This window comes from Sphingomonas faeni (genome assembly GCF_024273235.1).
GTDB classification, from domain to species: Bacteria; Pseudomonadota; Alphaproteobacteria; order Sphingomonadales; family Sphingomonadaceae; genus Sphingomonas; species Sphingomonas faeni_A.
Window position 1 is genome coordinate 1 of the sequence record NZ_JANBVH010000012.1, and the last position, 16,344, is coordinate 16,344.

Annotated in this window: 13 protein-coding genes; 7 read left to right on the forward strand and 6 right to left on the reverse strand. The window is 59.6% G+C overall.

The genetic code is table 11. The features are described 5' to 3' along the window. From NLI89_RS08365 to NLI89_RS08385, 5 genes are all read right to left on the reverse strand, one after another. A partial coding sequence (locus tag NLI89_RS08365) for an acyltransferase family protein (protein WP_254686619.1) occupies positions 1-695 on the reverse strand: 695 nt, incomplete at its 3' end. Between the two features lie 215 nt (positions 696-910). Further along, on the reverse strand, positions 911-2,143 hold the full coding sequence (locus NLI89_RS08370; protein ID WP_254686620.1) for a hypothetical protein: 1,233 nt from the start codon (positions 2,141-2,143) through the stop codon (positions 911-913). Positions 2,144-2,149: 6 nt separating this feature from the next. After that, positions 2,150-4,366 (reverse strand): GumC family protein, encoded by a 2,217-nt coding sequence (locus tag NLI89_RS08375; protein ID WP_254686621.1) that lies wholly within the window; start codon positions 4,364-4,366, stop codon positions 2,150-2,152. 40 nt (positions 4,367-4,406) lie between these two features. Then, the gene (locus NLI89_RS08380; protein ID WP_254686622.1) at positions 4,407-5,105 is read right to left on the reverse strand and encodes a polysaccharide biosynthesis/export family protein; all 699 of its coding nucleotides are present in this window, start codon (positions 5,103-5,105) and stop codon (positions 4,407-4,409) included. A 4-nt stretch (positions 5,106-5,109) separates the two neighbouring features. Continuing rightward, positions 5,110-6,543, reverse strand: a complete 1,434-nt coding sequence (locus NLI89_RS08385) for an O-antigen ligase family protein (RefSeq protein WP_254686623.1) — start codon at positions 6,541-6,543, stop codon at positions 5,110-5,112. Positions 6,544-6,799: 256 nt separating this feature from the next. Between NLI89_RS08385 and NLI89_RS08390 the strand changes: the two genes are divergently transcribed. The 6 genes from NLI89_RS08390 (at position 6,800) to NLI89_RS08420 (ending at position 13,846) form a co-directional block, all read left to right on the forward strand. After that, entirely contained in the window at positions 6,800-7,852 is a 1,053-nt protein-coding gene (locus NLI89_RS08390) for a glycosyltransferase family 4 protein (protein ID WP_254686624.1), read from the forward strand. Beyond that, positions 7,849-9,108, forward strand: coding sequence for a hypothetical protein (locus NLI89_RS08395; protein WP_254686625.1), 1,260 nt, complete (start codon positions 7,849-7,851; stop codon positions 9,106-9,108). Before NLI89_RS08390 ends, NLI89_RS08395 begins: the two co-directional genes overlap by 4 nt. Positions 9,109-9,194: 86 nt before the next feature. Continuing rightward, positions 9,195-10,127 (forward strand): glycosyltransferase, encoded by a 933-nt coding sequence (locus tag NLI89_RS08400; protein ID WP_254686626.1) that lies wholly within the window; start codon positions 9,195-9,197, stop codon positions 10,125-10,127. 76 nt (positions 10,128-10,203) lie between these two features. Next, positions 10,204-11,412 (forward strand): glycosyltransferase family 4 protein, encoded by a 1,209-nt coding sequence (locus tag NLI89_RS08405; protein ID WP_254686627.1) that lies wholly within the window; start codon positions 10,204-10,206, stop codon positions 11,410-11,412. After that, positions 11,409-12,128 carry an acyltransferase gene (locus tag NLI89_RS08410; protein ID WP_254686628.1) on the forward strand — a complete coding sequence of 240 codons (720 nt, stop codon included), beginning with the start codon at positions 11,409-11,411 and terminating at the stop codon, positions 12,126-12,128. The genes NLI89_RS08405 and NLI89_RS08410 overlap by 4 nt, the downstream gene beginning before the upstream one ends. A 647-nt stretch (positions 12,129-12,775) precedes the next feature. Further along, the gene (locus NLI89_RS08420; RefSeq protein ID WP_254686629.1) at positions 12,776-13,846 is read left to right on the forward strand and encodes a hypothetical protein; all 1,071 of its coding nucleotides are present in this window, start codon (positions 12,776-12,778) and stop codon (positions 13,844-13,846) included. Positions 13,847-14,168: 322 nt separating this feature from the next. Here NLI89_RS08420 and NLI89_RS08425 read toward each other — a convergent pair whose 3' ends face one another. Continuing rightward, a complete protein-coding gene (locus NLI89_RS08425; RefSeq protein WP_254686630.1) occupies positions 14,169-15,452 on the reverse strand; it encodes a right-handed parallel beta-helix repeat-containing protein in 1,284 nt (427 codons plus the stop codon). A gap of 273 nt (positions 15,453-15,725) precedes the next feature. Here NLI89_RS08425 and rfbC point away from each other — a divergent pair, with 273 nt between their 5' ends. Further along, positions 15,726-16,340, forward strand: a complete 615-nt coding sequence (gene rfbC, locus NLI89_RS08430; RefSeq protein ID WP_368077256.1) for a dTDP-4-dehydrorhamnose 3,5-epimerase — start codon at positions 15,726-15,728, stop codon at positions 16,338-16,340. Positions 16,341-16,344 lie beyond the last annotated feature (4 nt).

The window sequence follows — 16,344 nt, forward strand, 5'->3', positions numbered from 1 at the left end:
ATCACCTTACGGCGCATGATGCAAATGACCATCCCGGCAAGGAAAAGAAGTATGATGGGGGATGTCCAGAATGTTCCAGCCGTTCCCAGGCCGTGCAGTGTCAGGCCCGCGACCGTCAGCAGCACAAGAGTGCCTACAACGAAGGCGATCCCTATTTTACGGGCTGACAACACCAAGCCCAGCGCAAAAATCGCGTAAAACAGCACTTCGTAATTCAGCGTCCATCCCAGCGCAAAAACCGGGTAGGGTTGCCCGTTGTACGCGTTGGCATGCGGGATGAAGAGCAGCGATTTGATGATGTTGACAACAGGCGTCGCCTCCTTGGCAAACGCCGCATAAGCAAGTGTCAGCAGCCAGTATAAGGGAAATACGCGGATCGCGCGATCCCTGAGGAATCGAACGGCCTGTCCTTCGGTACCGAATCTGCGCCAACTCACGTGCAGCATGATGAAGCCGCTAATCACGAAAAACGTCCACACCCCCAGACTGCCGAGTTGGGCAACGAGGTCCGCGATCCTCGGATCGTGAGGAACGTCGCGAAACGCTCGAACGATGACGTGCGAGAACACGACCAAGAGCGCCGCCGCGGCGCGTAACTGTTGTAAGCCGTGATATTTGGCGGCCGGCGGTTGATCTCCCGGCAAGACAGCACCTTCTTGCAGGACGGGGTTTGGCGCGGGCACTGAATCGATCATTGTTCGCCTTAACAGTGCGAGGACCCCTGTAAAGATAGCGAACACCATCGGGGCGTGGTCTTCGATCTGGCCCAGGCGGCGAGGCCTCAGGGTAGAGCACGTCGGCAACCACGTGATCGATCCATTCTAGAATTTCTGGAATGAAGTGCCGTTGCAATGCCGAATATGCCTGAAACTCAAGGCCATGAGCGGCCGCGCCTATTGCGGCGAGCCGCTCATCGGATTGATATCGATCGGATTGTCAAAGGCTGGGCGTCAGTTCGGTCGCTGGATACCAACGATAAGATCTGAACGTCGCAGCCTGTCTCCGGGACGGTGACCGTCACACCGGAAAGCGCATTGCCCGGCGTCGCGAAACGGCGGATTAGTGCCGTGCCGGACGGAGAGCACGCTAGCTGCCATTCAGCCGGTGCCTGCTGTACCGAGCCTTGAACGATATTCGCATCGATCGTGTGCGTACCCGGTGTCAGCATTAGGGTCTGCCTGATCAACGGCACGCTAACGTCGGTGGCCGGATTGACGTCCAGCAGATAGCCGTAATTGTCTTGGCGGAATGAGACGAACTGCGGGGCGTCGTCGCCAACGCTCCATTCGAACGGACTAACCTGAGCCGTCTTCGACCGCGTCGCGACAGCGCGAAACGCAGGATCGTAGAGTACCTGGCTATGGGCAGCCGGTGCGATATGGAATGTGCGTATCCAGTAGGTACGTGCCTTCGCGCCTTGGCCTGTTTCCGTCATCCGAGCAATGAACGTCATGCGCTCAGCCGATGATGGCGGCATCTTCGATCGATCGAGCAGATCGAGCAGCGCTTCCATCCGGTCATAAGACTGAGGCTGAAGATTGACGCGCGTATCCGCGAAAAAACTACTCCGCCAAGGTGGATTATTTGCCAACTTTTCAGCTAGCGCTTGACGCGAAACCGCATCATCGAGGCCAGCGTAAAACAGGCTTTGGACCAGTTTAAATTCGGTCTGGCGCCGGGCAAGCGCATCTAACTGGCCCAAGATCCGCGGCAAATTTCTCTGTAGAGCGGCATCGTGTAAAACCCACATGCTCGTCGGTGTATCGCGCCAACTCAACGTTTCGGCAGCGCGCATCACGCGCGTCGAGGCCGTCTTCTTGTCGCTAGCTTCTAACGCCAAGCCAAGCGTGCGGACAACGCGCACCTCCATTGGATTGGCCAGCGTCGCGGGGCGCGCCATCTCGACCGCCTTGTCGGGTTGCCTGGCCGTCAAATAAATGCGAGCAAGCTGATAACCGACTGCCGGGTGCGCCCCAGGATCAAACAACTGCAAAAGCGCGGGACTGGTACTTTTTGCAGCGATCGCGGCAAGCCCTTGCACGCCGACGAACCAGGCAAGCGACGCGGCTGCCACGATAACCGCGCCCTTGCGTGCGAGGGCGAGCGTGGACCGCTCCGTACCGGTGTGTTCGGCGTGCATCATTCAACCTTACGCAGGGCGCTCGCCGTAATTGTAGACGTAGCCGTAATCGTTCGAAGAATATCCGATCGATTTTGCATCGAACTTGGTTAGCAGCACGCCGAGGACGTGCGTGTTGCCCGACACCAGACGCCCCAGTGCGTCCTTTGCTTGACGTCCGTGCACGCGGTTGGCTTCGACAACAAAGATCGTGCTGCCGACATTGGCGACCAGCGTAGGCGCATCGGCGAGGCCAAGGACAGGTGGCGCATCGATGATGACGATATCGTAGGCGCGCTCGCACCGCTCGATCAAGGCTTGCATCCCAGGTGCTGCAATCAATTCAGCAGGATTGACGGGTACGGGACCGGCAGTGATGAGATCGAGGCCGGGCTGATCGCTGTCGATCAGGACATTCTCAAACGTCTCTTGGCTGGCAAGCAGACTAGACAGGCCGCGCGCATTGTCGACTTCGAACCGCTTATGCTGAGACGGACGACGCATATCGGCATCGATCAGTATCACCTTGCGACCGATCTGCGCGAAGCTACGCGCGGTAGCGAGTGCACTCGTCGACTTGCCCTCACCTGGCCCACTGCTGGTGAAAATCAGGCTTTTCGGTGCGCCCGTTGGTGTCGAGAGCAACAATTTGGTCCGCAGTGCCGCATATGCTTCGGACATGTCGGATTTGCGATCCGCCATTTCCTCGCGGGCGTTGGTGTCTTCCTTCAACTTCGGAATGACCCCGATCGCCGCCAACCCGAGCATGCGTTCGACATCGTTGGTCGACCGGATCAAGTCGTTGAAGTTTTCGCGGAGGAATATGAGCCCAGACCCTGCCAAAAGGCCTGCGACGATCGCCAACGCAAGGTTCAACAACGGTCTCGGTGATACGGCGCCGATAGGTGGATCCGCACGATCGATAATTGAGATGTTGTTGGCCGAAATGCCTGACGCCGCACTGATCTCCTTATAGCGTTGGAGCAGCCCGTCGTACAGCGTACGGTTGGTGTCGACTTCGCGGCGCAGGATATTGTAGCGGACACCGCGATCTTGCTCGGCCAGCGTCGTGCTCTTGAACTGGGTAAGCTGTTCCTTAAGCGCATTTTCCTGACGCTGGGCGACAGCATAGTCCTGACGAATACCGTCTCGCAGTTCGGTCGCAATGCGCGTGGCCTGCGCGGAAAGAGTGTCCATCTGCGCCTGCAGCTCCTGCTGCGTCGCGTATGACGGATCGTAGCGCTTGCTATTTTGCTGATACTGGGCGCGCAGCTGAGCTCGTTGCTGGACCAGGGCAGAGATAGCGGGATTTTGCTGAACGATCGAGAGATTCATCAACGGCGAAGCCGTCGTCTCGCGCCAGCGCTCTTCGGTCTTGATACGATCAGCGATTGCCTGAGACAGGTTTTGGTTAAGTTGGATCAGGCTCGATGTCGTCAGGGAGCTTGGCCCGGAGGATTGCGCACCGCTCTGGCCCGAACCTGTATCAATCAGCCGCGCGGACCGTGCATAGTCGATCAACGCGCGCTCGGATTCCTCCAGCCGCTGACGCGTTTGCTTGAGCTGGTTCTCTAAGAACTGCCGTGCATAGGCACTGGTATCAAACTTGCGCCGTAGATTGCTGGTGATGAAATTGTCCGCGAAACTGTTCGCGATTTTCGCCGACAACGCCCGATCGGGACTTTGAAACGAGACATTTACCGCGCTGGAATCGACCGGCAGCTTAACTTTTAAATTGGCCTCGAGTGCGTTCACCACCTGCTCGCGTTGGGTCTGTGCAAGGTTGAACGAACCTTGCGGAGCCTCGGCGACCTTCATGTGCATTAGCGGCAGGAAGGTTGGATCGCGGAACAGGCCAAGCTGGGTCGCGACGGCACGAGCGAGCGAACGGCTCTGCAGCACGTCGACCTGCGTTTGGAGAAAGCGGTCGGCGTCCTGCGAAGGCGCCTTAACATCGGCGCCCTCGATGATCTTGGCTTCCTGAATGTCGATCTGAATCTGGGCCGTTGCCTTGTAGATCGGCGTGCTCAAAAACGTGACTATCACGCCCAACGCGATGCAGACGACGAGCGCGCCGATCATCAGGAACCGGTTGCGGTACACTGTTGACCAGATCGCGCGCACATCGATCAGGTGCTTTGTAGCATGATCCTGCGATTGGCGCGCGACCACGCCCGGCGGCAGTCCGTTATCCACGGGCCCTCGGGCGGTCTTGCCAGGCAGGTCGTTATGGTAAGCATCGTTCATACAGGGCTCTGCGATTTCGTGATGTGCTGAAGCAGTTCGATCATCGGACGAGCGCTACGAACGTAGCGAATGTCGGGAGAACGGCCAAAATATCATAGTAGCGGGATTTGCTCGAGGATGTTCCCACGATCACGTAATCCCCGCTCTGGATGTAAGGGTCCGCCATGCGTCCCTCGCGAATGGCCATCACGTCGAACAGTGCGCCGCTACGGACTCCGTTGATCGTCCGGAATATCGCCACACGATCGAGCTTGGCGACTTTGCTCGCCCCCTTGGCCATCGCGATGCTTTGGAGCAGCGTAGTCTGTCCCAGAAGCTGATACACGCCAGCCTCTTGAACAGCGCCATCGACGACGACGTTTTGTGACTTCGTCGAGGCAATGATTACCGAGACGCGAGGCTGACGCAAACCGCGTTGACGTAGCGCGGTCTCGATATCTGCTGCCAGCTCGGAGCTCGTACGCCCAGCGGCGTGAACTTCTCCGATTAGCGGGAGCACCAGCCCGCCGCCCGATTCTACCGGCGCCTCCTTGACCCCAAGCTCCGCCTCTCTGAACACGGTTATCGTCAGACTATCGCTCGGATTGATCCGGTAGGCAGTCTGATTGGCCTCAATGCGCTGGGGAGGGATTACCTCATAGGCTTGCTGACCTTGGGGAAGATCGAATTGTTCGGAGGTCGCGCAGGCGGTCAAACAGACCGCCATGCTCAAGAGACCGGCTGCAACTGCCTTTGTCATAGTGTTACCGAAACTCTCTTAGGGACTCGACCGGACGGTTCCGGTCCACCTCAGGGCGCGCACGACTGCGATTTCCACGTCGATAGCGACTGAGCTCTTGTAAATCCAGCGCAGTTGGTCGGTTAGAAAGGACCGCGCAATAAACGCTGGCTAGGGTGGCGAGCGCAAGCGTGCGAAGCGGATAGTCTAGAACCGAATGCAATAGCAGCTCGGTGATGCCAGCGACCGCGATCGCAACCGGCGCGAAGCCCACCTGTCCTCGCCGGCAGGTTCGCAATCTGACGATCGCGGTCGCCGCAAACCAGACGATGAAGGCGAGCATAAGTATGACGGCTACCAAGCCGCCTTCCAGCGCGATTTCCAGGTAATCGGAATGGGCGTGGTTGACGTATGTGGGCTTGACGATGGAAAGCGGTTCGAGCGCGGCGAAGACCGGCTGGAATGTGCCAAAGCCTGAGCCGACCGGAAAATAGGCTCGGATGCCGTCCTTGACGACCGGCCAGAACTGGTATCGCAGATCCGATGTAGCGTCGAAACGGGCCAGCGCCCGCGCTACGACGTCGGTTTTTGGCAATATGACCACAAGCAACAGCATCAGTGCCACGAAGCACCCGAAAGCCACCGCGGTGCGCCGCCCGCCAACTGCGCCTGGTGCCAAGATTACTGCCGATACTGCAATGCCTAGGGGCAGAAGACCCAGTCCTGCGCGCGAAAGGCAGCCAAATACGGCGAGCGACAGGAAGCCAATGGTGCCGACCGCGATCCAGCGGCGGGTCGTGATCGCGACGGTCTGCCGGCTTTCCATGATCGCCCAGGCCACCGCAGGCATTGCCGCCACGAGGAAGACCGCGCTATGGTTTTTGTTGGCGAACAGGCCGGTGCCAGGCCGGCCATAGGTGCTGTAGAAGGTCAGCCACGAAAAGCCCTGGAACTGGGCCATCACCAGAAAGCCGTTCAGCAGGCAGAAGGCCGCGATCACCATAAGCAGGCGTCGTTGTGCGTCGCGGTCGATACGTAGGACTGCGACAAACATGGACAGTGGTACAAGGAAGAAAGCGATCGTGTCGCGCGTAGCGGAGGAATTGAGGCTGATCGGCGCCCAGCGGTCGGGGGCGCCGGCCGCAGTGTAGACGTCCAGTTGATGCTCACGGCCCGGAAGGCTGTGCCATATCGATGGCGATACCGGTACCAGCTGCACCAGCAGTAGTAGCAGGGTCGCTACGATCAGCCCGATTATGACCTTGGTGGAGATGCCCGTCGTATTTCCCTGCGGCATCCGCCCAGGGCGTAGGCAGAACCACGCAAGGACTAGTACCGCTGCGATCTCGACGATCATGCGTTGCAGGGGGAAAAGCCAATTGCCCCCCCCAAGGAATAAGGCAACGACCAGCAGGCCCCCAGCCGCAATGGCGTCGCTGCGAGCGCCGGCTTGCGTCATTTCGTCTTTTCCTTAACGTGTTCCATCGTTATGGGGCTGCCTTTCGCATAAGATGCCCTGAGTGGCAATCTGACCATCAATCCATTGCCGTACCGGGGAGCAATTTCGGATGCCGAACCCCAGCGACATGGCTCCTGTGTCGATTTCTGACTCACCTTCAGACCCCACCTTGCCTCCTCCGCGGGCAGGGGGGCAACTTTGGTTTCTCGCCTCTCTGCCTCCGCCCATCAATGGTCAGGCGAACTGCAACGCGGCCATGTGGACGCTGATGTCTCGAACCATGCGTCTGAGGCCGCTCTTGTTGGGCCGCTCGACGCTCGGCAAGATCGGTCGGTCCCTAGCGAATAGCTGGAGGCTTCTGCGCGCAGGGCGGCGGGGCGATGCGGTCTATATATCAATTCCGGGACAATTGGGCGCATGGCTGTTGTTGCCAACGATTGCTGTGGCACGGCTGCGCGGGCTTACGATGTGGTTTCATCATCATTCGTTCCGATCGATCAATCTTGGGCCCATGCGGGTCATGCGCACCCTTGTTGCCTGGGCGGGGCCTGCGCAGAACCATATTCTGTTGTCGGATGGCATGCGCGATCGCTTTGCAGGCTTGTATTTGCCTCCCGGCGCGGGACGCGCCCACACGATGTCGAACACGGTTCTGCTAGGTTCTGACATACGGAGCAAACTCTCCCCGCGACCGGGCCGACCACTGACATTGGGCCATGTATCCGTACTGACTCGCGAAAAGGGCGTATCGTACCTGTTCGAGCTGTTTGACGCTCTATGCCGCGAGGTACCCGGCATCCGCCTCGTGATTGCCGGTCCTTCGAGTGACCCAGCGCTTCTCGCGACAGTGCGTGAGGCTGAGGTACGCCACTCTGGAGCGTTCGACTATCGCGGAGAAGTTGCCGGGGAGGAGAAGGAGCGCTTCTACCAGGATATCGATCTGTTTGTGTTGCCGACCACCTTGGTGGACGAAGCTGAACCGCTGGTTATGATCGAGGCGTATTCGCGCGGTGTCGATGTTTTGGCAACGTCTACCGGCTGTATTCCCGATCGCATTCGTGACCCCGGATTGCTATTGTCGCTTAATATTGCGGGCGATACGGCGCTCGTCGCCTCGGCCGCACGTTTCGGTGCGTCCGATTGGGCAAGGCGACGCGAAGATTGCCTGGCCCATCTCGCAAGGCTGGCAAAGAACGGCGAAGAGCAGGGGGCTGCGGTGCTCAAGGCAATGTACGACAGCGTTCAGCAGGTCCGTATGGGGCACGACAAAACGGCTCGCGCGAACGCGACGAAGGCAGGCGAACCTTGAACTTTTATTTCATTCTTTTCCTATTATATGTAGTATCTCCAAAGATCTCACTTGTTGGAGAGGGCGCACCCGTGCGTCCGGAAGATCTCATCAGCATTGTTGCGATTGTAGCATTTATTATGCTGCCTAGGCGGCGAGATATATCAGTATCTCTTCCAGTAAAATTATATTGCGTATTCATTTTTGTAAATTTCGCATCGGTCATCATCAACTTCGCCGATATCGGGCCAACGGGACTTCTCTATGCATTTAGACTGATCCAGTATCTCGCCTGGTACTTTATACTTTACGAGGCATGTCATGAAGTGAGCTGGTTGACGATGCGTCGATCGTTCATCGTAATTAGTTCTATTTTCATAATATGGGGCGTGCTGGAAGCATCTGCCGTTATCCCGGTAATCGGTAAGTTTGCAGGCGCGACGCAGCGACTGACAATCAATACCTCAGGCCCCTTCGAAACGTCGGTGATGTTGGCAATGCTGGCCTATGCGGTATCAAGTTACATCGTTGCGGTCCCGCTTCTGGTGCTGGTGTTCTTCACTCAGTCACGGGTGACGCTTGTAGGAATGGTGGTAAGCTATTTTTCGTCAAGACCGCTAAGGGCCGTAGTCGCCGGGATGCTCGTCTTCGTCCTGTATCCGCTTGCAATTCAGCCTTTGATGAATTCGCTGAGCGATACGCGGATCGGGCAGTCCGAGTCACCCGAGCGCATGGCGAACGTCTTGATCGTATCGTGGCAACGCGCGCCAGTTCTTGATGATCCCAGCTTCTTTCGCGAGCGCTTGCTCGATGGCAACACGATTACGCGCTACATGGTCGATACCAAGGGCGATATGAGTTTCCGTCTTCGGGCGGTGCGTTGGCCCACACTCATCAAGTCCACATTCAACAACCCGCTCGCTTTGCTTATCGGATGGTCGCCCGGCGCTTGGAGCAATGCGCTCGACAATTACTACGTGCGGATATTCGGCGAGACCGGGTTGATAGGGCTCGTTACGTTCCTGATCTGGCTTGGGGTGACAATCAAGCGCCTCGAGCCCAACGGCGTGGCACGATATTCGTTGATCATGATGGCGGTGGTGGGCGTGTTCATCGATATTTTTACCTCGTCTAAGGTGATGCCGCTCCTATGGGCTTTCATCGCGTTCGAAGAAGCCCGGCATCCGTTTGCGCTTCCCCAGAAGCTGAAACCGGGCGAGATGCTGCGGCGACCGCGCGGTCGGTGGCTGGGCTTCGGCGGGGGGGCAGCACGATGATTGCCCCCTCTACACGCTCTGTATCGGGCATTCCTGCGCCCAGTGACGTCGTCGTTGCGCTCGTGACGTACGGGGACCGCAAATCGATGCTGTTATCCGTGCTCGATCGCCTTCGCGAGGAAGGTGTGGGGAAGGTCGTGGTCGTGGACAACGGCGCGCGCTGGCCGGTTGAAACGGACCTGGCGGCGCTGTTCGGCGATTGGGTCGAGATCGTCTCGATGGGCGGCAATATGGGCAGTGCGCACGGTTTCGTCGTGGCATTCGAGACGGCCATACGAACCGGCAAGCCTTTCGTCTGGATACTCGACGACGACAATCGCCCGAAACCCGGCTGTCTGGCGGCGTTGCAGGCGGCGTATGCCGAAGAGGCGGAGCGTACGCCTCCTGCGCTATTGGCGGTTGTCGCCATGAGGGCTGAGCATGCCACGGGCGATGTCTCTGCCAAGCAGTTGATGACGCGGTGGGACAGTTTCAGCGGTTTTCACATCGCTGATATCGTCTCGAAGATCGCCCACCGCCTGCCTGGGCGACGCAAGGCCCAGCCACACCGCGTCACGCTGGGGATCACGCATTTTGGCGGAATGTTCTTTCACCGTTCGCTGGTGGACAGCATCGGGTTGCCGCGGCGCGATTTCTTCATGTACGGCGACGACACCGAATTTACGTGGCGGATTACCTGCAAAGGCGGGCGCATCGTCCAGGTGCCCGAGGCGCTGGTCGAGGATCTCGAAGGCTCCTTCCAACAGACGTCGCACGTCCGCAACCGGTTCATCGGCGCGCTTTTGTCGGACAGCGATTTCCGGACCTATTATTCGGTGCGCAACCTTGCTTATTTCGAGAGCCGTTTCCGGCGTCGTCAGCCTGCAATGTTCGCGTTGAACCGCCGGCTGTATTTCGCGATCCTGCACCGGTATGCGCGACGTCTCGGGCGGATGGACCGCTATCGCTTCATCCGAGAAAGTATGGACGAAGGGTTACGCGGCCAATTGGGGCCGAACGACCGCTATCCTTTGGGATAGGCCTCCGCACCAGACCGACGCGCGCCCTGCCGCAAACCTATCGCGCTAACCCCTGCGCCGACATCCGGATCAAGACATGCGTATCCTCACCATCAGCCAGAACCACTACGTCGTCGGGGGCATGGACCGGATGATGTTCGAGCAGACGCGTATCCTCCAGGAGCGCGGGCACGAGGTCGTGCCATTCACCGCATCCGATCCTGCCGACCAGTCCAGTCCTTGGGCAGACCGGTTCCCGTCGGCCGCGCGGACCGATCACACCCCGCTCGCCGAAATGCCGGCCACGCTATACCGCCCCGCGGCCGCCCGCGCGCTGCGCGCACTTATGCGCGACGAACGCTTCGACGTGGTTCATCTCCACAGCTGGTACAAAAGATTGTCGCCTGCCATTCTCCCCGTCCTGCGCGATGCAGGCGTGCCGGTGGTGCAGACGCTGCACGAATATCGTTCGGTCTGTTCGCGCTCGACGATGTTCCGCGACGGTGCGATCTGTCGGCAATGCGCAGGCGGGCGCCACTGGCATGCCGTCATGCATCGCTGCAACGGTTCCGTCGCTAAGACGCTTGCATCGGTCGCCGAGATGACGATCGCCGACAGCCTCGGCTATCGCTCGATCGTGCGCCGGTTCCTGCCGGTCAGCGATTTCCAGCGCGATCTGCTGGGTGAGATGGGCCTGCCTGCCTCGCACATGCAGACACTGCCCAACCCGGTTGACCTGCCCGACGCGGCCACTTTGCCGCCTGCGGGCGTGCGAGGCTGTGTCGTGTTCGTCGGCCGGCTCGAAAGCTACAAGGGCGTCGCGCTGTTCGTTGATCTTGCGCGGGCCCGGCCCGATACGGCATTCGTCATGGCCGGCGAAGGCAGCGCGCGGCCTGCGATCGAGGCGGAAGCGCTGGGCAACCTCACGATGCTCGGTCAGCTCGATCATGCCGCGTTGCTCGACACGGTCCGTACCGCAGCCTGTGTCGTTGTTCCGTCACTCTGGCCCGAGGCGTTCGGCCTGACCGCCGTCGAGGCGATGGCCGCAGGTACACCCGTCATCGCGAGCCGGACCGGCGGGCTGAGCGAGATCGTGCGCGACGGCACCGATGGCTATCTCGTCGCACCGGGCGATCTCGAAGGCTTCATCGCAGCGGTCGACCGGGTGCTTGCCGATCCGGTGCATGCGCGCAAAATGGGCGAGGCGGGCCGAGCTCGCGCAAGCGACGTTTTTTCCGAAGACCGGTTCTATACCCGACTCATGACCATCTACCGCGATGTCATCGCAGAAGGAGCGCCGCGATGATCGCCAAACTCATCAAAGTCCTGACGGGGCGGGACTACGCCATCGGCGCAGGCGACCTGGGTTACATGATCTCGAAGGGCGCGGTGCCGATGGTGCGCGGTCTTGTCTGGTCAATGCTCCATCTGCGGCGCTGGCGCGGCGTTATGCTGGGACCCAACATCCAATGGGTCATGTCCGGCAGAATCCGCACCGGTCGTGGCGTGCTGATTGGTGGATTCAGCTACGTCGACGGGTCCGCCCGTGATGGCATCGTGCTGGAAGACCGAGTGACGATCCGCGAACATGCCTGGATCCAAGGACGCAGCGGTTTGAACGACCCGGCCGAGGGGCTGTGGATCGGCGCGCATTCCTATATCGGGCCGCGTGCGGTAATCGGGATCGGAGGTCCGATCCGGATCGGCAGCGGTGTCCAGGCCGGCGCCGGTCTCACCATCACCGCGGAAGCGCATGCGGCGGACGAAGCCGGCAGCTTCGTCTCGGGTCATACCGAACGCCGCGGCGTCCGAATCGGCAATCGCTGCTGGCTCGGCAACAACGTCTCTATCCTGGATGGGGTGGAGATCGGCGACGATTGCGTGATCGGCGCGAACTCGCTCGTCACGCGCTCGATCCCGGCGGGATCGATGGCGTTCGGCACGCCCGCGCGTGTGCAAAGGCGGGTATCGGAGCCGCATGGTCCGGTGCTGGGCAATAGCGAGCAACCTCATCATCGGTGACGGGACGAGGCGTCATGGTTCTTGTCGATCATTGTCTATCGGCTCGATCCTGCAGACGTCGCCTTGCTTTGCGTCGATCTGTCGGCCGGTCATCGAGAATTTAGGCTATGAAAAGACGGCTCCTCGAAGGTCATAGGAGCAAGCCTGTTCATCACCCCGGTGAGCATGACGTATGACCGGCTGTAGACGGTATTTCGCGTTAAGCGCAGAACATCGAACGGCTCCCGCCACAGGCATGTTCGGGGAAGCGTAGGCGGAACACTTCGCGCACATCGCTCGACCAGCGGAACCAAGTATCTCGCCACCAACGAGTGCCGCGTCTGTTGATATACCGTCGCCCAAGGGCGGTAGCCCGTTCGGCATTAACCGTCACCGCGCGTCGGCCATAACGATAGAGCGGAGACCATTGAACACTTCGCCCAGGTCGTGTCCCCGCTGCCGGCACCCCTTGTCCTGCAACAGCAGGTACGGCGCGACTCGCGGCCATTCCTTGGTGCTGACGACAGCCGGATAAGGCGTGTGGCAAACGTTCATCCAAAACCGGATGAATAACGCATGCTTCCAAGTCGATGACGGCTTTTAGGCGCTTGCTGCCACCCCGCGATATCGCCATACCGACCGCTCGAATTAGGGGTAAGGCGAAGACGTTGGTGGCATTTTTCGATATCACTTCGCTCGCCGCCTATCGTCACTGCTATTTCGTGTTGCGTAGCGATCATGCCACGAAACCCGGCGGTGACGTCGATTTGGCGCGTCAGATCGGCCGATCGGCAGAAGCCGCTGGAGCAACGGTATCGATCGTTGGGATCAAAGATCTTCCCGCGGCTCTGGAGGCGCAAGACCTTCTGTTTCTTTTCAATATAGATCGCCCTTATGATGCGGCCACCGCGCTTGGCCGCGCCCACCCCGATGGGCGAGCATTGCTGTACCCGCTCCATCATCCCAATAAGGGTGTCAGAAAATATCTGACCCAGGTGCATGGTCCGAAGCGGCTGCTGAGTGCGATCGCCGGTGGTCGGCCCGATCGATACGAGGCGATGGTCGATACGGCGAAGGCGGTGCGGACGCTTGATATCGGCCGATTGCGTGCTGCGATCGGTCGTGGGCGCGTGATTGCCGGCCTGATCGAGCGCTGCGAGCTGCTGGTGACATCGACGGCAGAACTCGCCGAAATCAGCAAACGATACGGCGTGCCACCTCGCGGAGCATGGCTGCTACCGCATCCCGTGGCGGCCTATGTATCCGCGGTTGGGCAAGGTGTGCCACGATACATATTGGTTCCGGGCAGGATCGAACCACGCAAAAACCAGCTTGCGGCTTTGCAGGCGCTGGCCTCGATGAACATGCGTGAGCATGGATACGAGGTGGTGTTGGCTGGCGGGAAAGGATCGGACACGGCCTATTTCCGTTCGTCGATCGACTTCGCCCTGGCTAATGGCATCATCTATGTGAGCCAGCTTCCAAAGTCGCTGTTCTTTCCCGCCGTGTCGGGCGCCGCGCTGGTCATTAATGCGAGCTTTTTCGAGGTAACCTCACTTATTGATCTATACGCGATCGAGAACAAGGTTCCCCTCGTTACCACGACCCACGGCTATTACGATCCCGCTCCCGCATTGCGCCAGGTCGATCCAGAGTTTTGGGGGCCATCGCCGACAATAGAGGTCGTCGATGCAATCAAAGCGATGCTAACGTTAACCGAATGCACAGCCCGGGCCTAGCGATTATCTGGCCAATATTATGGTCGGAATTGAAGACGACCCATTATTAGGATCGAGCTATGCTGTGCATGTTATCAGCCGGTCGTCGTGGTGATCGTTCGCCGGCGATGGCGTAAGCTTTGTGTCGGAAGGCGAGGTGCTGATCGCGACGTCGCAAGCAGGGGCGCGCGCACCGCAGAACGGGCTGTTCGCGGTACGCAAGGCCAGGATGCTAGACTATGAGGGCATCTGAACATCACCCATTGGATAGCCCTTCGATCAGCGCCGTCCCGCCACCGGCGCTATCCACGGATCCGGTGGATAGCGTCCGCATAGGGTGACTTCAGGGAAGGGTGGCGCGGAAATCACCGGCATTGAGCTGCCATTCCCGGCGATAATGATTGACGAACATCCGCGTAGGGGAATGTCCGCGCGGGACGCGGTTGCCGCGGATCGTGATGAAGGTCAGCTGTTCCTCCGGATTGCGACCCAGCTGGACAGGATCGCCGACCACGATTGGCACAGTCGGCTTGGTGGGCGTGAATTGGTTGTCGGTGACGGTCACGTAACTGACATTGTAACTGAACTGGATGCCAGCGGCGGTGAACCCCCGGACGATGTTGCGGCTGATCGTCACTCCCCCGGTATCCCCGCCAATCGCCAACCCGATAGGGCCTCCGGTAATGCGGTTGTTCGTAATTTTCAAATTGCGGGGTTGGCCGTTGATCCGATTAACTCGAATGCCAGCTGCCCGACACGCGGTAATGTCGTTATCGACCGTCTGGCAATCGGCGACGGTTTCGAGAAAGATGCCGATGCTGCAAGCGCGCACGGTATTGGCCCGGATCAATCCATTGTGCGAGGTCGAGACGATGGAATGGCCTGCATCGTCGTTGCCATAGATATCGATGCCGTTGTCGACGCAGTCGGACACGGTATTGCGTTCGATCACGAGCCCGTCGAATTGCGAGCTCTGGATGCCGATATAGCTCGCCCGTTCCACCAAGCAGTCGGTGACGCGCAACTTCCGGCCTGGATTACCAAGAGCGCCGAGAAGCATGATACCCTGTCCATTGGCGTCGTACACGTTCAACCGCTCGATCGTGACGTTCTCGCACCGACCGCCCCAGCCCAGCACGACGGCACCACCATTGCCGTCGTTGCGAAACTCGCCCTGTCCGGTACGGTTTGCATCGACCGTGAAATTGCGGAGAATGGCATTTTCCAGTGCGCCATTGGTCGAGATGATGCGCGCATAGGTACCATTGCCACGTTGCGCGTCGGCCAAGCGCAACACCGAGCGGGCGCGATCTACTCCCTCAAGTGTGACGCCGCCCCGCATCGTGAACGCCTCGACACCGATCCCGTCTTGGGCAGGACGAAAGCGCAGGAGAAAGGTGCCAGGACCAAAGCGAACCGTGCCTCCGCCTGCAGTCGCTGCGGCATCGATCGCGCGCTGGAATGCTGGGGCGTCGTTGCTCGTATTATCGCCGCGTGCGCCAAAATCGCGCACGTCGAAAACGCGCGATGTGGCGCTACGCTGTGCACAGGCGGGAAGCGCGATAGTGGCGATCCCCGTGCCGAGGCTGAGACCGATGAAGGTCCTTCGGGTGTGTTGATCGGGCAAACAAGCCTCCTGTGATAGGTGAATGAACGCAAAGGCATCTGGGGAATACAGCGCGGCAGAGAGCGGTCGACCCCTAAAATGCCAACCTTCCCCGTCGATCGGCCACGCGTCTATCATACGCAAGGGTGGGACCGACACACCCAGCATCTCCGCGTACGCGCGGCCAGCATCTCCGCGTACGCGCGGCATTCATCTATCTGGCCATTTTGATCGGTTTCGGGCATCTGGACGATCCCGACCCCCTTTTGTCGATAATCATCTAGGATAACGACCTTGTTGGAAGCCGAACGTGCCAGTATCCCGCCCGGAATGACTTCCCAACCGTCTCCGGTCCAACTTATCCGGCCTACACGCCACGGCGATTCCCGAGGCTGGTTTGTCGAGGTGTACAACCGCGAGGCCTTCGCGAAGATCGGCATCACCTGCACGTTCGTGCAGGACAACCACTCTTTGTCGGTCCCGGCGTATACGCTGCGAGGGCTGCATTTTCAGACCCCATCGCGCGGTCAAGACAAGTTGGTGCGCTGCATCCGCGGCCGGATCTTCGACGTCGCCGTCGATATCCGCAAAGGGTCGCCAACTTTTGGCCATTGGGTCGGTGCCGAACTGTCGGCGGAAAATGGCCACCAGCTGTTTATCCCGATTGGCTTTGCGCACGGCTTCGTGACGCTTGAGGACACTTGCGAAGTCTCTTACAAATGCTCGGACACCTATGCGCCCGCCAATGACGGGGGCATCCGTTGGGACGACCCCGCCATCGGCATCGATTGGCAGCTGCCCGCTGGCACCACTCCCGAACTGTCGGCCAAGGATGCGGTACAGCCGCTTCTCGCCGATTTCGACAGTCCCTTTCCCTATGACGGCCGCCCTTTGGCGCCGCTCGCATAAAGGA